An 18,365-nucleotide genomic window follows, 5' to 3' on the forward strand; every position below is an offset into this window, starting at 1 on the left:
CATCACGGCATCACGGCATCACGGGTAAAGGTTCGCGGCATTCCATAAGTATATAAGAGAGGATTGCTGTTTTTTAATGAAGTAGCGTGAATTAATGCAAGCGCTCCACCCAAACTATGACCGCAAATATATAAATCATGAGAACCAGATAATCGTTCTAAGTTAACAAATTCTGCAGCGAATTTCATATTAACTCTATTATACCCACTCCAGAATCCGATATGTACTTTTCCAGCAGGCAGCAAGCTAGTACATCGCGCCTTACCTTTATCGCATAAATTTGTATTTACCGGTCTGAACGCAAGATCAGTCCCCACATCAAACAAACTGGCCGTTCCGCGCCAGGCAACGATCACCTTATTCGCGTTATAGACATAATAAAGCTGTGTATCACCATCTGCCTTTGTTGCAGCAGTATCGATCCCTGTATGTGCTGTTGCCTGTGAATTATTCCTGGCCACCTCAGGCGAAGTATCCCGTGAGGTATCCATAAATACCGGGGGATAATACCGTTCACTAAAGGGAACATCCTGTACCAGCGTACTCCATGCAGAGCCTTCTTTATAGAGCTGAGGTAAGCGGGATAGATCCTGACACTGATTAATAAAAAAGCGCGTAATTGACACCGTATCCAGAGCATTGTCATCTGCATAGGCTAGTGTGGCTGCTGCCCCAAGATTAATTCCATTCGCAATGGAATAACATATTTGATGATGCAGAACAAGCTCCCAGGCTCTGAAGGGGCATATTTCAATAACATGTCGCTTTTCAAGATGATTAGTTTTTATTACCACCCCTTTCATAATTTTATTCTGAGGGAAATGAAATGGCGGCCAGACTTCCCCATCTCTTAATTCAACAGAAGGAAGCATCCGGCAAAGCTGACCAATAACAGCATAATGCCAGATATACCCTTTCTCTTCAGCTTCAGGACGCACAACAGAATCATTTTCCGCATCACGACTAACGCGTAAGGCGCGTTTTTCCATTTCCAATGCCAGTTGATTACCATCTAACGTCAGCCTCAACTCAAGTCCATGTGGCATATCAATGCGAATAAGCCCGTCTGAGTCACTTTGACCTGTATACATAAAGTTATTAACTGGTCCGGACACAGGATGAGTACTTTCCACAGTCCATGGTATATTCACTACAGGATCGCCCTGCTCATCAACCAGTTGAAATTCGACCCAATAAGGCATTTGCTCTTTACAGGGAGCAGATGGATTTTTGCGACAAAGTGAGGAAACTGTGGTAGTCATTTTTATTCTTCCACTTGGCTATCGGCAATATTTCGTGGATATTCGATTTTTAACTGCGAGGGCATGGACGTAAATATGGGAGATGTTTTTCCATCAGCACCAGAAATTCCTGCATAGATATCGCCTTCAGCCGTTGTAATTTTATATGTGGTGAAAGGCTTGACTGCTCCACTGGCTGATGACGTTGTGGTAAACCCTTCGCTATACCCCTTCGGGAAAGTCACAGGTAGTGTATCTAAACTGGCAGGTCCGGTCTGATTAACATTGGCAGCTTTCAACAAAATATTCCCCGGGCATCCCAGCTCAATATTTCCGCCGCTAAGCTTTATATAAGCACCTCCGCAACGTAAAACCACTTCCTGGCTGGCATTAACCATTACGCATCCCTGACCACTGGTGATGTTGATGTCCTGTAGTGCAGAGACCCCTATGGCGTCTCCTTGCGCCTGGATATCAACTTTACCCTTTCCGGCGAACAACTGCATGCCAGAGGACTGTGCAAACAAACTCACTGACTCACTAGCAGCGACTGTGAAAGAGTGGCCGGCACTAATATCCGTGTTTTTCCCGGACATCAAGCCAATGCTCGCCCCACCCGCAGCAACGCGAACAGTTTCAGGACTAAGAATACCAATTCCGGCCGGGGCACTAACCAGCACCCCAGGCATTTTCAGGTATTTTAATGAACTATTAAGTGCCTTCTGGCTGTCAATATCCGATAAGGTTGCTTTCGCTCCTCTCACTACAGCCTGCAGGCTTCTTGCCAGGGTAAGAGCCTGTTCGAGTTGTTGAACAGCGCTGTCCATTTCAAGCATTTTACTGCCGACATCAGGTTGCGCATCTGCAGTAATCAATACGCCCTTCCCACCGCGCACACTTACCCAGTCATTCGTCCGCAGTTCAGCCCCCTCACCACGAAGAACCCTGCTCGCGTTGACGTTATGTCCCAGATTCAGCTGCGTTTTCCCGCCATACTCCGTGCTGAGCTTGATGTGCTCCTCGCCGCGCTTATCCTCCATACGCAGCTTGTTCAGGCCCGCCGTACGGATGACATTGCGCGTGCTGTTTTTTTCAGTGACGTGATCGACATGACGTGAATCATGCAGCGCATGAGCAATATAGGGCTGATCAGGATCGCCTTCGCGGAACGCTATTGCTACCTCGGTGCCCTGTATCAGCGGGAAGTGGAAGCCATACATATCGCCGCCGTAGGGTTTCGCCAGCCGAACAGGCATGCTCTCCAGACCGCGCTCCCGGCTCTCCTCATCGGCGTCAAACACCACGCGGTATAAGCCTGCTGCGTCCTGCCAGGCGTAGATATCGTTATCTTTCGCGCTGGTCACACGCGCCGTCATGGTGCCGCTGACTTTTGGGCGGGCAAGCAGAGCGGGACGCCAGCAGAGGGTTTCACTGTAAGGTACCGCTTCCAGCATGGACTGAAAGGCTGAACACCGGCTCCCGCTGACGCTGATACGGGTTATTAATGCAGGACTCTGCAGCTGTGCAGGCAGAGTGGCTATGCCTGACCCGGTAATTAACAAAACCTGTCCCGGGCTGACAAAAGCGTCATTGCATATCCCGGTTATCAGCGTCTGTCGGGCAAGAAAACGCTCGTGGTCGAGGCGGGCATAGAAGTTGGCGGTCTCAGGTTCCGGATAAACTTTATCGCCGCTCTGCGGGTGGCGCGGGCAATAGTGATAAACCTGACCATAAGAGATGTTTTCACCATCCCCTCGCGTCACGTCTGCCTGCACCGACCGCAGCACGCGGTGTGCTTCGCGATGGTTATAATCTTTTGCGGTGACGCCCGCTTCAGCCACGTTATATGTGATATTCAGGTTCCAGATGGACTCCTGAGCATTGTCGTTCAGACCCGATGGATTGCTCAGCGGCAGTGACCTCTGACCGTCATAGGCGCTCTGCGCGTCGCCAAACCGGATGACTTCAGTCTTTGTGTCTGACTGCAGTGTGAAGAAGTAAAAAATGCCAGTTTCCGACAACAGACGCCGTATAAACTGCAGGTCACTCTCATGATACTGGTTAATCTGCTCTCTTTTGGGGTAATCATGCTTCAGGCTGAATTCATATTCCCACCCCTGAAAACCATGCTCATCCAGTATCTGACTGACCACTTCCGGCACGGATTTATTCACAAAGAATCGGTGTGAACGATATTGTTTATCCAGAAGCGAGAATCGGGGTTCTATGACGATAAGATAGCTGACCTGGTCTGCGGAACCCGTCAGACGGCGGAAATCGGTGATATAACCGTGAACAACCTTATATGATTCAGATTCAGGCAGTAAACCGGTTCGCATGGTTAGCGTGACCGTTTTGCGCAACATCTGCTCCGGCTGGATGTCTTTATCCGGACTGGTGAACATCACGCTGTAAAGGTAATTTTCGCTCATGCCCTCTGTACCGGTCAGGTTTTCCACATCAACCGGAGAGACACAGGATGGAATTAATAGAGAATAGCGATTAAGCGTAGAGGAGACTGCCGATGCTGCACGTTGTAGTAAATCAGTCGGGATCATTATCATTCGCTCCGTGATGACGGATTTCTATCTCCCTCACTGATGGTAGAGAGAGTAACTCAGAGTTATTAACAGTATTATTTACTGACCTGAAGGATATTAATATTTACTAAAATCTTTAACCAGTTAGCGCAGACCACAGCATATTAAACTGAGTACAACCATGGACTCTGCGTTTTTTCTCTAATGCCAGTTGGTTGTATCATCAAATATTCGCTTAATAGCAAAACTGTACAGCATATATCCGACAATAATTTCAAGCAGGGACAATACGCCCCACCCTATTCTCCACGAATCCCTGGAGAAGAAGAAAAACCATATTGCAAATCCGGAGCCGGAAATAAAAAGCCCCGATCCCAGCCCCTGAATGAGTCTGGAAAGAAATGATAATATTATCTGTCTTGCTCTCATAAGCCCTCAAAGAAATATTTGCATATTTTCTTAAACTCTTCCGGATTATATTCAGCAATATCGCATGCTTTTTCATAAGGCCCAACAACATCTTCTATAATGAAATAGAGCAAATCCAGATCCCCTCTGCTTTTAAGCTTATACCAGCGCTCAAAATTTCTTTGCCTTAATGCAAGTGAGGTATAAATTGCCCTGGATTGTTCGGCCCCAACTGTCAGAATTCCTGATATCGCAAAACCAGACATAATGGATCCGAGCATACTTCTCAGCAATACCTTTCCCAGATTGACGCCTGTCAGTGATGTAAAAGTTGCCCCACCTATTACCGTAGCGGATACGTTATCCATGGCTTTCAGAACATCATATCTGTCAATTCTGTCAGTAAACTCGTTTGTGAACACTTCAATCGCACGTGGCAGAACGTCCTGTTCTGATAAGCTGTTTTTTATTAACTCAGCAAACCGGATTTTATCGTCAAAACGGCTACTGCGGCTGTCAGTATCAAGAAAGTCATATCCCAGATAAGCCAGTGATACGGGTAAACGAATAAAACTTTTTGTAAACGCTACCATTATTCCATCGCGATCGGCGTTTATTACAGCCAGCATTTTTCGGGCAATCTCCTTTGCGCTGTTCATCCGTTTCAGCCTCTGAATTCAATCAGTACACTGCCCTCTTCATTCCAGTCAAGACTGATGCTCTCTGGCAACTGCCCCCTGGCCTGATACTGCAGTAGCTGCTGACTTACAATCGGCAAAATCTGCTGACTGAGCAGACTGTCAACGTTGCGCGCGCCGGTGTCCGGCAGCAGGCAGGCGGCGGTGAGGGCATCGTACAGCGCGTCTGTGATATCCGTGCGCAGACCATAATGGCGCTGCAGGCGCTCTCTGACCTGCTCAAGCTTCGTTTCAACGATGATACGCATTGTGTCATGGCTCAGCGGGCGGTAAATCACCGTCTGGAAGCGCGCCAGCAGTGCGGGCTGGAAATGGTCGCGGATAATCGGGCGCAGCAGTTGCTGCAGGTCCGCCTCGCTGGCGTCCGGCTGTTCACTGAGGAACCGCATTAACGCGTCGCTGCCAAGATTGGAGGTCATCAGGATAACCGTATTGCGAAAATCAATTTCCTGCCCCTCACCATCGCGCATAAAGCCCCGGTCAAATACCTGATAAAACAGGTTGATCACGTCACGATGCGCCTTCTCCACCTCGTCAAGCAGCACCACGCTGTACGGGCGCTGGCGCACTGCCTCGGTCAGTACGCCGCCCTGTCCGTAGCCCACGTAGCCCGGCGGTGAGCCCTTGAGCTGGCTCACCGTGTGGGGTTCCTGGTACTCAGAGAGGGTAATGGTGATCAGCGACTTTTCGCCACCGTACAGCGTGTCAGCCAGCGCCCGCGCGGTCTCTGTTTTGCCGGTGCCGCTGGTACCCACCAGCAGAAACACGCCCTGCGGCCCGTTCTCATCGGTCAGGCCGGTTTTCGATGCCCGCAGCCGCTGCGCAATGGCGTTCAGCGCTGCCGGCTGCCCTGCCACGCGTGCTTCCAGCGTCTTTTCCAGTGTCAGCAGCGCCGTCTGTTCATCCTTCATTAAGGAAGAGAGCGGCACGCCGGTCCAGTCGGCAATCACGCCCGCCACCGTACGCGCGTCCACGTCCAGCGTGATCAGCGGCTCACCCTGCTGCAGCGTCTGCAGGGCAGAGTGTAACGTGCCATGTCTGGCGTGCTGCGTCGCGTCCTGACGACAGGCCAGCAGCGTCTCCATCAGTTCGCGCTCGGCGTGGTAACGCAGCTCCAGCTGTTCAAGGCGTTCTTCAGCGCGGGCCAGCTCGCTCAGAATGTCATGCATCCGCCCTGCCTGAACGGGACCGCCCAGCGCTTCATCATCCAGAATGGCGCGTTTTTCAACGTTCAGCGCATCCGTACGGGCACGTAACTGCGTGACAGCCTCCGGCACCGTGTCCTGACTCATGCGTACGCGGGCGCTCGCGGTATCGAGCAGGTCGACTGCTTTATCGGGCAGCTGTCGTCCGGTCATGTAACGCCGGGAAAGCGTAACGGCCGCGCGGACGGCGGCATCGGTAATATGTACGCTATGATGCTCTGCATAACGCGATTTCAGGCCGCGCAGCATCAGGCAGGCGGTTTCATCATCCGGTTCATCAACTTTTACCATCTGAAAGCGACGCTCCAGCGCGGCATCCTTTTCAAAGTACTGCTTGTACTCGCTCCAGGTGGTAGCCGCGATGGTACGCAGCTCGCCACGCGCCAGCGCGGGTTTGAGCAGGTTAGCCGCATCTGCGCCACCGGCCTGATTACCGGCGCCGATGAGGGTGTGCGCTTCGTCAATGAACAGCAGCACCGGCTGCTCCGCCTGCTGTATCTCAGTAATGATGGTTTTGAGGCGCTGCTCAAACTCGCCCTTCACGCCCGTGCCCGCCTGCAGCATACCGAGGTCAAGCGTGCGCACGCTGACCGTGCTCAGACTCTCCGGCACGTTGCCTTCGGCAATGCGCAGCGCCAGCCCTTCCACCAGCGCAGTTTTACCCACGCCCGGCTCGCCCACCAGAATCGGGTTGTTCTTGCGGCGGCGGGAGAGAATATCCACCATCTGGCGGATTTCATTATCGCGCCCGTATACCGGGTCGATCTTTCCGTCGCGCGCATCAGCAGTCATGTCGCGGGTAAAGCGGAGCAGCGCCTCTGAGGCAGCGGATTTTTTTTCTCCGGTAAGATCGGACTGCTGAACGGTGATATCCGGTATCAGCGGCGGCCCCGCGTCCGGACGTTCATCCGACTGAGCATCCAGCAGCGGACGCAGCGCCGCTATCCGGGGCCGATCCAGGGTAAGAACCGGCCAGAGCGCGTCACAGCACATCAGCGCATGATGATCGGCCATGGCGAGCAGCAGGTGCAGGCTGCGGATACGCTCCTCCCCGGCCATGGAGGCAGCAAGCCAGGCCTCCTTCAGCAGATGATGCAGGCGGGCCGACAGCGCTGGCCGGCTACGCACCTGCCGGGGCTGACCGTCGAGAAAGCTCAGCAGAGCCTGCCAGACGCCATCCATGTCCCACTCGTAGCGACGCGCGATGACCGTGATATCCCCTTCTCCCTGCTCCAGCAGTTTAAGCAGCCAGTGCTCAGGTAAGATTTCTGCATGTGTGCGGGTCTGGCACAGCGAGGCGGCGGCCTCCAGCGCCCGCGCGCAGAAAGGGTTAAGCCGGCGCAGCAGCGCTGCAGACGCATGTTCCATATATTTTCTCTCCGTTTCAGGCACGCTACCGCCCCTGGCCGTTCACCGAGGCCCATAAGGCTTAAAAACAGGATTGGCTGAGCGCATGGTGCAAAAACGCTCACTGAACATGGCGACAGGTATCGCCACTTAGGGTTTAAAAACTGTGACCGGGGTGCTCTCTTTTATTGACATCAATTGGCCGGGTGACCCTGTTATCCAGAATGACGTGCCAGCAGGAGCTGCCCGTATCCGGTTGCAGTGTCCTATGCCAGCGGGCATCACCGCCGCCATGTGGTTCCGCTTTCCGGTGTGGTCCGGCAATCACCTTGAGCGTACCGCTGCAATAAGCATCATTAAGCTGAGAATCGATGGCACACGCTTTTTCAATCAGGCGTTCCGTATCGTTCTTGCTGAAACGCGGATCTTTCTGCCAGTTGGTTGCCCGGTTAGCGAGCCTCCATTTGCAGGTGCTCAGAACACAACGCCCTGAGCAGGGTGAATCAGTTACGCGGTAGCGCGTTCGTTCCAGGAATCGGAGTGGATGATGTTGCCTTCTTTATAGGTCCAGATGATCTTTTCGTAGCGCAGCTCAACGTGCTCCAGATGGTTGTGCTTCTCCTTTGTCGGATCTTTGATGTCGTGCATCACCGGATTCACCTTCACCACTTTCACGTTCTCAAGTTTGGTGCTGAAATAATTCGCTTCCTGTCCTGCTTCACTGATGTGGTACCATTTGAATTCCGCCGACTTCAGGGTCTGACCGGTGGTCAACGCCTTATAGAGGTAGGGACTTGACGCATCAAGCGCTTTAGTCAGCTGAAAGGGCAAGTGAACGCGGGTACCGGTCACTTTGCCGGTATTGTTATCCGTCGGGAGATAGAGAGCATGCTCCTGTCTTATAACTTCTATGCTGCCCTCGCGATTCTGTGCGTCTACCGATCCTTTGATGTCCGCACCGCCGTCATCCTTCAGCCACAGATAAACTGCAATTGCCATGGTATTGCTCCTTTTCAGATTAAGAATGGCCATCATCCTGTGATGACCGGGTGAGTCCGTCTGCTACGCGACAGGCGTCAGCATGCGGTACCAGACTGATTTCGACGCGACGGTTGCGCGCGCGACCCGCGGCCGTGTCGTTGGCAGAAACCGGGCGGTCATGACCGTAACCCTGCACCGCAAAACAGCTCTCCGGCACGTCGCCGGTGTCGCGCATCCAGTTACGCACGGCTTCCGCGCGTCTCAGCGAGAGCAGCTGATTGCTGCGTGCCCTGCCGGTGCTATCGGTGTGCCCGGCTATCACAATCAGCCAGCCAGGCCGGGCCCTGATATTCACCAGTGCATTGATCAGCACCTTGCCGGAACCCGCTTTTAGCGTGGCCCTGCCCGATTCAAACAGCGACAGGCTGTTAAGGCGCACCGTTTGTGGCCCCTGTACGACCTGCTGAATAACCGGCACCGGCGGCGGGGGCGGTGCCCAGCGGTGAATGGCCGCATTCACCGGTACGGTCAGCCGCATGCCCTGATAGAGCCCCAGACCAAACCGCACCGGCTCGCCGCTGCGCTGCCACTCATCCAGCAGCGTGCGGTCGCGGATAAGCGCATTGCGCGCAAGGGTTTTCGCCGCAGTGGCCTCATCAGGCAGGCTGCGCCACAGGGCAAGATGATCGGTCACGCTCCGTATGAGGCGCTGGTTGTGAATGAAAGAAAAAAGCATGGCCAGTGCCAGAAACAGACCCAGCATCAGGCCCGCCATACGCACCGTACGTAGCCCGCGGCTGACACCCGACCGCCGCGGTATGCCGGACAGAAGGCGATCCGGCAGCGGCAGTGAAAGCGGGGATACCGTGTTTTCAGGTGCAAGCGTGGTCAGCCCGGCGACATGCTGCTGCCACAGGTTGTCCGCCAGCGCCGGCACCGGCGTCAGGCAGAGACCGATCTGGCAGGGACTCGCTGAGTGCGAAGCTGCGAACTGCCCCGCATACCACTGCATCACGCTTTGCAGCCTGAGTGCGAGGTGAACATAGCGCGCATTCTGTGCCACCCATTCACTCAGTGGCAGGCCGGCACGCTTTTCCGGAAGAAACTGCAACTGTGGACGCTCGGCCGTCAGGCTGAACCAGTATGTACCGTCATCGCCGGATGAACTCCATATCACTGTCCGGAGCGGCGGCAATCCGTTCAGCACGCGGCGGCACTGTAAAAATGCCCGCAGCCACCCGCTCTGCTGCTGCGTAAATACATCTGCGGAGGCGTGCAGTCCGGGAACAACTGCCAGCATCACTGACAGCTGCGGCAGCAGTGACGGAGAGTGAAGAGCCAGCCGTTCTGCCAGCGCGAATAACTCATCAGGCTGGCGTACGTTCAGGTACCATCCCTGCCCGGTCTCATGATGGTTTCGATTGCCAAACAGCGGAACCGTGTCTCCTGTCACCAGGATCACCGGCCGGCACCAGCTTTCAGGTGGCAGGCTGGCATCCGCAGCAGAGTGACCATCAGAGGCAGAGCGCCGCAGACGCCACAGAATATATGCAGCCACCAGCAGTATCAGCCCGCAGAACATCGCCTTGTTGAGCGGCTTCAGCCCCCAGTACTCCACTGCCAGCAGCAGGGCGAGCCCGCTCCCTAGCAGCGTCAGGCCCTGGCGTGAGTCGGGTCGGAACATTACTGAGCCCCCGCAATGTGCGACACCATATCTGCCAGCGCTGACTCCAGCATGAACCAGAGCCCGGCGAGCAGCATCACAGCCATCATCCAGCTCAGCCAGTAAACGCGGCGTCCGGTACGCAGACCTGCGGGCCGGATAACCAGCGGCGCATCTTCCGGTAGCGTAAACGGCGGCACCAGGGCCGCCAGCGCATTCACCACATCTTCACGCCGCTCATCATCCTGGGCGCGATAATGCCCGACGAAACCCAGCTGCAGGGTGCGATAAAAGCAGGTCAGTACGGTGACGTCCGGTGCTGGCTGATGCAGTACGGTACGGATGCGATCCCATAACGCCTCACCGCCGTTCAGGGAGCCAAAAAAACGGACCTGCAGCGGGTCACGGCTCCAGCGGGCCCAGCCATCATCCTGCGTATCCCGGTTCAGCACAGCCTCGTCCAGCAACACGCAGAAGGCATACAACATATGGTCGCAGCTGGCCTCACTGACTCCGGCCTCTGACAGCGCTTCACGGGCTGACGTTACCCAGTTAACGGCCTCGCGGTAAAGCGCGTCCCCGTTTTCAATCTGCTGCCCGCATCGCAGCTGGCTCACCATCAGCCAGCCCTGAAAAAACAGTCTTTCAATCAGTCTGTTAAGATCACTCATGAGCGCAGCACCGCGTAGAGTTCCAGCTTCAGCTCACCCAGCGATTCCGGGGTATAAAAAGTACAGCCGCCAGAGGCAAGCATCGCTTTCGCCGCATCCGTTGAAAGATCCAGCGCAAAGTACTGGTTCTCAAGGCGCAGCGGAATAGCCGCAGGCACATGGGATAACGGGCGGATCGTCATACCGCTCAGGGCAATATTCACCACTTCAGAAACGTCAGCGTGACTGCCAGCCTTGCACAGCAGCGGAAAACGCGCCTGAAGTTCGTGATTTGGCAGCGAAGAGCGAACGGAGAGATAAAAATCTGCTCCTTCGCGTAAACGGGCATCGTGCAGCTTTCCCTTCCACAGCACGCCCTGATTCTCCAGCTCAATGGCGATAACGCGGGAAGGCAGACTCGCCTCCAGCAGCGTATCCAGTAGCGCAAACAGCGGCGGGAAAACCTGCTCCGGCAGGTCATGCCGGTAACGTGGGATGTCATCCGGCGTGTTGCTGAGGGAAAACGTCAGCAGACTGCCCGCCAGACGCACCAGCTCACGATAAAGCAGTTCAGGATGACGCGATGGAGCGTGATACAGCTCCATCAATACCGGCTCGGCACTGTTCAGCGCATTCAGCAGCCAGAACAGGGAAACGTCGGAAACGGCGAAATCCGCCATACGCTCATTGCTTTCGCGGCGCAATTGCATCAGATGCTGACGCCGCGCCTGCAGGCGGTGCAGCAGGTCGCCCAGCCCCGCAACCAGCGCCGGGCTGGCAGCCAGTGCCAGCACGGGCGGGATAAACGCAGTGTCACGCACCCATTCTCCCTGCGCGTTACGCTCAAGACGGGCGACCGGACAGGTCAGGTACGCTGCGTTTTCCTGATGCGCCAGCCGCAGACGCAGGGCATAACGCTGCACGGCGATCTCCGTAAGCTCATGACCGGCCAGGTCCTGCACGCGCTCCCGGGCGGCAACCCAGCGGCGCGGACGCTCGCTCTCCGCACCGTTTTCCAGATTACCGCCGCTTGCGTCCATGAGCGGCAATGCCAGCACCACGTCCACAACATTCCGGTCCGCGACTTTTGTTAAGTCACAGACTGGCGGAAGCGCATCAGCCAGGCGGGTATCAACCAGCGTGCCATCGGTAAAGCGGACGGCAATGCGTGTCGCATTGAGTTTTGAGAGTGCCAGCGCGCCGTCATCAAACTCCGCACAGAGCACGCCCCACGGATGTGCCAGCATCATACCTGCTACTGCGCCGGCCACATGTGCGTCCCACATCGCCTGCTGCTGAAACTGCTGCGGCGTCAGAAACGCGCCCTCTTCCCATAACGGACGGTAAATTTTCATTCCGGTTAGCCGCCTTACGCTTTCGCTTTTGGCATCCGGGATACCAGCGACAGGTTGACGTCCATGCCTTCCACCTGAAAGTGCGGCACCGCAAACAGCTTCACGCGGAAAAAGCCTGGATTGTCCTCCATGTCCTCCACCACTACCTTCGCATCGCGAAGCGGATGCGAAGCCTGCAACGCGTCGCCGGGATTGGTCATCTCGGTCACCAGCGTTTTTATCCAGTTATTAAGCTCCAGCTCCAGCAGGCGGCGATCTTTGGTGGTACCAATGTTTTCGCGCTGAATCAGCTTGAGATAGTGCGCAATACGTGACAGCAGGAAGATATAGGGCAGGCGGGCGTTGATACGGCTGTTTGCCGTCGCGTCAGGCGTGTCATACAGCGCCGGTTTTTGCGTGGAGTTTGCCGAGAAGAAGCAGGCGTAGTCGCGATTCTTATAGTACGAGAGCGGAATAAAGCCGAGGTTCGCAAACTCAAACTCGCGGGTTTCCGGGATCATCACCTCTGACGGGATTTTCACCTGGTTGCCGGTGCCAAGATCGTAAAGATGGATAGGCAGGTCGTCCACTGCGCCGCCCGCCTGCGGACCGCGAATTTGCACACACCAGCCGTTGCTGATAAAGCTTTTCACCATATTAGCGGCAAAGGCGAACGAGGCGTTGATCCACAGGTATTTCTCGTGGTCCGGGCCTTTCACTTCCTCTGCATAGTTAAAACTGCGTACCGGTACAGTGTCGGGACCGTATGGCAGGCGGCCCAGCACGCGTGGCATGGTCAGGCCGATGTAGCGGGCATCATCGGTATCGCGGAAAGCTTTCCACCGGATGTACTCAGCGCGGTCAAAGTAGTTGCCTATATCCTTAATGGCCGCGACCGCTTCCATTGAGTCTTTCAGGAAGAAGGCCGGGCCTGCGGAGCCGATAAACGGCATATGCGCAGAGGCAGCTACTTTAGAGATATTGCGCAGCAGCGCGATATCCTGTGCGGAGGCATCAAACTCATACGCTGAAATGACCGCCCCAATCGGCTCACCACCTGGCGTATCGTATTCGGCAACGTAGGTCTGCAAATAGAAACCGCTCTGGACTATTTCCGGCGCATCTTCAAAGTCCCGGCGCAGGTCATCTTTTGAGATGTCCAGCACGTCAAGCTTCACGTTCTGGCGAAAGTCGGTTTTATCTACCAGGGATTTAAGGCCGCGCCACACCGACTCAACCTTCTGAAACCGCTCATGGTGCATCACTGCATCCAGCTGGCGGCTAATCTGCGCGTCAAGATCGGCGATGTGGTGATCCAGCAGATGCTTGTCGAGTTTCTCAACCTGTGTGTCGCTGCTTTTGAGGCGGGTAAGCAACACCTGTATGGCCGCGGTAACGCGCTCATCGGCCGAGGCGTCTGACAGCGCCTGACTATCCTGCCAGACGTTCAGATCGCTGAGCTCAGAGACCGGATTGAGGTTGATTTTATCAAACAGCGAGGCGTAAACGCCCTCTGCTGCCGGACGTTGCGGCACGGCGGCACGGTCCGCAGACAGGGTTTCATTCTGAACTGACATCAGGATTGTCTCTCGTATTAGTCCGTTAAGAGGAGAATTCAGTCGTGGTTACTGGCGAGGGCTGAAAGCTCGCTGCGTAGTTCGCCGCTCAGCGCCGGATCTTTGAGAATGGTTTCAAACTCTTTGCGAAAGGTCGCATTGTCGAGCAGGTTGGATTTCAAATCGCGCAACAGGTTGCGCATGGCCAGCATCGCATTGAGCTGCGGGATTTGACGGACAACCTGTTCCGGCTCGAAGTCCTTCATGCTGCGAAATGTCAGGCTGACCTGTTGTTCACTGCCGTCAGCGGCGAGGGCGTCTGGCACAGCGTAATGCACGGCAGGGGCAAACTCGCTCAGCACGCTGTCAAAGTTGTGTTTGTTGACGCTGATTTTTTCGCGTTCAGAAAGCACTCGATTTTCTCTGCCGTTGCTGAAATCTCCTGTCACCAGCAGTTTCAGCGGCAGCTCAGTTTTCTTCTGTGCCCCACCGGTATGCAGGTCAAGGCGCAAATTAATACGGGCTTTAGGGATCTCACTTTGATAAGAATTGCTCATATTTACTCCTGTAAAAATGGCGAAAAAACAGATAATCCCTCTGCTTCCTTAGGGACAAGGCGTGAATATAAAATAGGCCGGATTAATAAATCAACCGCATGGGTTAAATTCTTATGATTGATTTATATAGTAAAACAGCCAGAATTTGACTTAAGTCATTGATATTGATTTTTAAAACTGCGCTCAGATTTATCTTAAAATTTATCGATTGTACTTTTCTTTCCGCCAGGTTATGGCTCTCTGACGGGCAGATAAGATCATTATTATTTAACTGTTATTTTAAGGAACAGTTTTTGTATGCAATTAACAGGCAGGCGACGCCCGACGCTGTTAATCGCGCTCCATACCGCACACCTGCCAGCGCACCGCACTGACGCCCTTCTCCAGACTGATGCGGCTGACAAGATTTTCCAGCTGCTGGGTCAGATTGGGCTTCCCCAGCACTTCGGCGCTGACCATCATGCGCTGCGAGCTTTCGATATCTTCACTCTGCAGCGACTGCAGGCGCAGATCGCTGTTGCCTAAACTGTGCAGCATCAGGCTGCGCACCTGCACCTCATCCTGCGCCAGACAGGTGATCTGCACGGTATAGTGCTGCACCGCTTCGGCAGCAGGTACCAGCGTCTGACGGTTGATACTCCGGGTGAGTTCGCGCAGCAGAATATTAGCGCACAGGATGATCAGGGTGCCGATAGCCGCCTCCAGCAGCAGGCCCATGCTGCACAGCACGCCTACTGCTGCCGTGCACCAGAGCGTGGCAGCAGTATTGAGCCCGCGCACGTTCAGGCCATCGCGCATAATTACGCCGCCACCGAGAAAGCCGATGCCGGAGACCACGTAGGCGGCGATACGCGATGCGTCATGTGCAATGCCGGGCACGCTCTGCGTCATCAGTACGAACAGACAGGCGCCGGTGCTGACGAGGGCGTTGGTACGCAGGCCGGTCAGGCGCTGCCGCAGCTGGCGTTCGCTGCCGATCAGCGCACCCAGAATCAGTGCTGCAGTCACCCGCAGCAGGAAAATTTTCCAGTCCATTTTATCCTCCGCATGTCAGCAGGTGCTGACAACAGCTCAGAATGAAAGAATGGATCGCAGCGGGCGACGTGCTGCATGTGAGGCAGCAGGTAAACAGAGGCAATTCATGAGGGAATAAGCCATCTCAACGCGCGGTCAAGACAGCGGGAACACTATCTTAGCGCAGGCGCCTTTTGCGATCGTTCGGGACAGTTGTCCAAAATAGTGCTCCTGTTAAGTAAACCGCCGCGATTTTAAGCACAGAGCATCGCGTAATCAAACTGATTTCCCGTCTGTTTAGGGAAGATTGACCGTTTTTTGCAACAGCAGGAGCACGTCACCATGCGCGCCGTTCTGATGCGATTTGCGCTCCCCTGACCCGGAATACGCGTGCTATCTTAGCTGCTCGCTTAACTGCAATCGGATAAGAAACAATGGCAAAACAGCGCGTGGGCATTGTCTTCGGCGGCAAATCTGCTGAGCATGAAGTCTCGTTACAATCAGCAAAAAATATTCTGGATGCGCTGGATGCGCAAAAATATGACGCGGTGCTGCTGGGCATTGATAAGCAGGGCCGCTGGCAGCGCTATGACGCCGATCGCTTTCTGCTGAACGCCACGGATCCGGCGCGCATTGCGCTGCACCCGCAGGGAGAAGCCGTGGCGCTGGTGCCCGGCAGCGAACGCACGCAGTTTATCAGCTGTGAACAGGCAGAGCCGCTGCCCCGCCTTGATGTTATTTTTCCGATTGTACACGGTACGCAGGGGGAAGATGGCTCACTGCAGGGGCTGCTGCGCATGGCGGATGTCCCGTTTGTCGGCTCCGATGTTCTGGGATCCGCGGTGAGCATGGATAAAGATTTTACCAAACGCCTGCTGCGTGATGCCGGTCTTCGCGTTGCGCCGTGGATCAGCGTAACGCAGGCAGAGCGCGCTACGCTGGATGCTGCAGCCGTTATCACACAGCTGGGTCTGCCGCTGTTTATCAAACCGGCTAATCAGGGCTCGTCAGTAGGCGTCAGCAGAGTTACCGATGCCGCAGAGTTTAATGCTGCTGTTGATCTGGCGTTCCGTTTTGACCGCAAAATCCTGATTGAAACCGGGATTAAGGGGCGCGAGATTGAGTGTGCGGTGCTGGGTAATGACGCACCGGAAGCGAGCCCCTGCGGTGAAGTGGTGGTGCAGGATGCGTTCTACGCCTATGACACCAAATATATCAGCGCCAGCGGTGCGCAGGTGGTGGTGCCGGCAAACATCAGCCGGGAAAACAGCGAGGCTATCCAGGCTACTGCCCTTGCCGCCTTCAAAGCGCTTGAGTGCTTCGGCATGGCGCGTGTCGATGTGTTTCTGACGGATGGCAACGAGATCGTGATTAACGAAGTGAATACCCTGCCCGGCTTTACCAATATCAGCATGTATCCCAAGCTGTGGCAGGCGGCGGATCTGAGCTATCGCGATTTGATCAGCCGCCTGATTGAGCTGGCGCAGGCGCGGCATCAGCAGCGTCAGCGCCTGGCCAGCACTATGTAAGCGCCAGCAACGTGGTTCAGGCTACGTTGCTGGCACTCAGCGCAGAGGCGGGTGCCACCTGGTTACGTCCATTGTGCTTGGCGCTGTAGAGATGTTTATCTGCTGCGGAAATCAGCCGGTTAATCACTTCCGGCCACTCGCGCTCATGCCTGGCGCAATCCCACGCCAGGCCCATGCTGGCGGTCACCGTCACGCTGTTGCCTTTAATCCAGAACTTTTCGCGCGCCAGCGCCTGGCGCACGGACTCCGCCAGCCGGTAGAGCTGTTCCGGCACGGCATCAAACACCACAATCACAAACTCTTCGCCGCCAAAGCGGCAGATCATGCCCTGCTGCTGTGCAACCTGCTGAATGCGGCGTCCAATCTCTTCCAGCACGCTGTCACCGGCGTCGTGTCCGAAATTGTCATTGATGGTTTTGAAGTAATCGACATCCAGCATAATTACGCCGGTATGGCGATGCAGAGAGAACGGCATCTGTTTCAGCTGTTCATACAGGCCAGAGCGCGAGAGCTGCTGCGTCAGTACATCCACATTTGCCCGCAGCGCCAGACGCTGATTAAGCTGCCGGATAGCGTCCATGCTGACCGCCACCAGCAGCGGACTCAGTGCAACGGTCGCCACGCCAAGGCGCGCTGACGTCAGATGGCCAATCGGCAACAGCGCATCGTTGCCCTGTATATTCATTACGCCGTGAGAAACCAGCACAATCTCTGTAATACCGGTCAGCAGGATCACCACGCTGGTAACCGGCATAGGCAGCACAATAGCGCACCAGATCAGCGCCGGTACCGGAAAGGTCAGACTGCCGGCGCCGCCAATCAGCGCGCCCGCTGTCAGCGACAGCACCACGGCGACCAGCGGCAGCAGCGTTGCCGGCGTCAGCAGCTGGCGAAGGGAAACGCTGCGCAGCGGACGTGCCAGCATGACAGGCAGCAGCATCAGCGAGGTCGAGATCTGTTCGCTGAACCAGTCAGCCCATGCGACCACAAAGCGCGCATTGAAATCGATGCCCTGCGCCCAGGCGCCCCAGGTCGCACAGGCGGCAGCACCGAGCAAACAGGCGGGAAAAATGCGCATCGCATTGACGACCTGGCTGCTGGCAGCCGGTGTCTGCAGCGGCCTGATCAGCATACAGACCGCCACAAGGGTAAACAGAATATTGGCAATATTGATCGTCACAGCGGCAAAGGCCCAGCCTGAAAACACCGTGTCGTTGAAAATCATCGCCGCCAGAGCAACAAGGTAGCTGGAAGGATTATGCAGAAAAGGCTGACGGACAATCAGCCCGGCGATAAGCGCGTTGACAGGCCAGAACAGTGAGAACTCTTCAGGGACCCGCAGGTGGCTGCCAAGAAAACAGAAAAAAAGCGTGATAAAGAACAGCGTGAGAGCATTTTTCTTAACGTTATGTTCATCAAACAGCGAAACGCGCATTCATCCGCATCCTGTAACCTGAAATCGTTGCCGCGTTGCAGTGGCACCCCTCTTATTGAACATCAGATCGTCCGGTGTCAATTCAGCGAACAGGCTTCGGTTTACTCTCCTGTTCGGCTGGCTAAGGCATCCGGTTCACGCAGATGTTGTGCGGCCAATTATGCCACGCACGAACAAAAATCGGCTATCCGTGATAGCCGATTTTTA

The 18,365-nt window shown here is 55.2% G+C and carries 13 protein-coding genes; 1 reads left to right on the forward strand and 12 read right to left on the reverse strand.

Annotated elements, in window-relative coordinates:
- Positions 1-2: 2 nt before the first annotated feature.
- The 11 genes from B3041_RS16225 to B3041_RS16275 all read right to left on the reverse strand — a co-directional run bounded on the left by B3041_RS16225 (position 3) and on the right by B3041_RS16275 (position 15,215).
- Positions 3-1,262, reverse strand: coding sequence for a lipase family protein (locus B3041_RS16225; RefSeq protein WP_292977226.1), 1,260 nt, complete (start codon positions 1,260-1,262; stop codon positions 3-5).
- 2 nt (positions 1,263-1,264) lie between these two features.
- Positions 1,265-3,799 (reverse strand): type VI secretion system Vgr family protein, encoded by a 2,535-nt coding sequence (locus tag B3041_RS16230; protein ID WP_292977228.1) that lies wholly within the window; start codon positions 3,797-3,799, stop codon positions 1,265-1,267.
- A 407-nt stretch (positions 3,800-4,206) separates the two neighbouring features.
- On the reverse strand, positions 4,207-4,848 hold the full coding sequence (locus B3041_RS16235) for a hypothetical protein (RefSeq protein WP_292977230.1): 642 nt from the start codon (positions 4,846-4,848) through the stop codon (positions 4,207-4,209).
- A 5-nt stretch (positions 4,849-4,853) separates the two neighbouring features.
- On the reverse strand, positions 4,854-7,460 hold the full coding sequence (tssH, locus tag B3041_RS16240; RefSeq protein ID WP_292977232.1) for a type VI secretion system ATPase TssH: 2,607 nt from the start codon (positions 7,458-7,460) through the stop codon (positions 4,854-4,856).
- Positions 7,461-7,946: 486 nt separating this feature from the next.
- Positions 7,947-8,438, reverse strand: a complete 492-nt coding sequence (gene tssD / locus B3041_RS16245) for a type VI secretion system tube protein TssD (protein ID WP_292977234.1) — start codon at positions 8,436-8,438, stop codon at positions 7,947-7,949.
- A 19-nt stretch (positions 8,439-8,457) separates the two neighbouring features.
- The gene (locus B3041_RS16250) at positions 8,458-10,104 is read right to left on the reverse strand and encodes an OmpA family protein (protein WP_292977236.1); all 1,647 of its coding nucleotides are present in this window, start codon (positions 10,102-10,104) and stop codon (positions 8,458-8,460) included.
- A complete protein-coding gene (gene tssL / locus B3041_RS16255; protein ID WP_292977238.1) occupies positions 10,104-10,754 on the reverse strand; it encodes a type VI secretion system protein TssL, short form in 651 nt (216 codons plus the stop codon). Before tssL ends, B3041_RS16250 begins: the two co-directional genes overlap by 1 nt.
- Complete coding sequence (gene tssK, locus B3041_RS16260) at positions 10,751-12,088, reverse strand: type VI secretion system baseplate subunit TssK (protein ID WP_292977240.1); 1,338 nt, start codon at positions 12,086-12,088, stop codon at positions 10,751-10,753. The genes tssL and tssK overlap by 4 nt, the downstream gene beginning before the upstream one ends.
- 14 nt (positions 12,089-12,102) lie before the next feature.
- Positions 12,103-13,650: a type VI secretion system contractile sheath large subunit gene (tssC, locus tag B3041_RS16265; protein WP_292977488.1), complete on the reverse strand. Its 1,548-nt coding sequence runs from the start codon at positions 13,648-13,650 to the stop codon at positions 12,103-12,105.
- A gap of 32 nt (positions 13,651-13,682) precedes the next feature.
- Positions 13,683-14,180, reverse strand: a complete 498-nt coding sequence (tssB, locus tag B3041_RS16270; protein ID WP_292977242.1) for a type VI secretion system contractile sheath small subunit — start codon at positions 14,178-14,180, stop codon at positions 13,683-13,685.
- A 330-nt stretch (positions 14,181-14,510) separates the two neighbouring features.
- The gene (locus B3041_RS16275) at positions 14,511-15,215 is read right to left on the reverse strand and encodes an MgtC/SapB family protein (protein ID WP_065648150.1); all 705 of its coding nucleotides are present in this window, start codon (positions 15,213-15,215) and stop codon (positions 14,511-14,513) included.
- 413 nt (positions 15,216-15,628) lie between these two features.
- On the opposite strand from B3041_RS16275, the gene ddlA reads away from it, so the two are divergent.
- Positions 15,629-16,723, forward strand: coding sequence for a D-alanine--D-alanine ligase (gene ddlA / locus B3041_RS16280; RefSeq protein ID WP_292977246.1), 1,095 nt, complete (start codon positions 15,629-15,631; stop codon positions 16,721-16,723).
- A 16-nt stretch (positions 16,724-16,739) separates the two neighbouring features.
- Here the strand turns inward: ddlA and B3041_RS16285 are convergent, their stop codons facing one another.
- Complete coding sequence (locus B3041_RS16285; RefSeq protein ID WP_065648148.1) at positions 16,740-18,158, reverse strand: GGDEF domain-containing protein; 1,419 nt, start codon at positions 18,156-18,158, stop codon at positions 16,740-16,742.
- Positions 18,159-18,365 lie beyond the last annotated feature (207 nt).

The organism is Pantoea sp. UBA4549, from assembly GCF_002387285.1.
Classification (GTDB): Bacteria; Pseudomonadota; Gammaproteobacteria; order Enterobacterales; family Enterobacteriaceae; genus Pantoea; species Pantoea borealis.

Bases quoted from the DNA above. Each gene is read 5' to 3' on its own strand.
- tssB (WP_292977242.1), bottom strand. From the start codon at position 14,180: ATGAGCAATTCTTATCAAAGTGAGATCCCTAAAGCCCGTATTAATTTG.
- tssH (WP_292977232.1), bottom strand. From the start codon at position 7,460: ATGGAACATGCGTCTGCAGCGCTGCTGCGCCGGCTTAACCCTTTCTGC.
- tssL (WP_292977238.1), bottom strand. From the start codon at position 10,754: ATGAGTGATCTTAACAGACTGATTGAAAGACTGTTTTTTCAGGGCTGG.
- B3041_RS16250 (WP_292977236.1), bottom strand. From the start codon at position 10,104: ATGTTCCGACCCGACTCACGCCAGGGCCTGACGCTGCTAGGGAGCGGG.
- B3041_RS16235 (WP_292977230.1), bottom strand. From the start codon at position 4,848: ATGAACAGCGCAAAGGAGATTGCCCGAAAAATGCTGGCTGTAATAAAC.
- tssD (WP_292977234.1), bottom strand. From the start codon at position 8,438: ATGGCAATTGCAGTTTATCTGTGGCTGAAGGATGACGGCGGTGCGGAC.
- B3041_RS16285 (WP_065648148.1), bottom strand. From the start codon at position 18,158: ATGCGCGTTTCGCTGTTTGATGAACATAACGTTAAGAAAAATGCTCTC.
- ddlA (WP_292977246.1), top strand. From the start codon at position 15,629: ATGGCAAAACAGCGCGTGGGCATTGTCTTCGGCGGCAAATCTGCTGAG.
- B3041_RS16275 (WP_065648150.1), bottom strand. From the start codon at position 15,215: ATGGACTGGAAAATTTTCCTGCTGCGGGTGACTGCAGCACTGATTCTG.
- B3041_RS16225 (WP_292977226.1), bottom strand. From the start codon at position 1,262: ATGACTACCACAGTTTCCTCACTTTGTCGCAAAAATCCATCTGCTCCC.
- tssK (WP_292977240.1), bottom strand. From the start codon at position 12,088: ATGAAAATTTACCGTCCGTTATGGGAAGAGGGCGCGTTTCTGACGCCG.
- B3041_RS16230 (WP_292977228.1), bottom strand. From the start codon at position 3,799: ATGATCCCGACTGATTTACTACAACGTGCAGCATCGGCAGTCTCCTCT.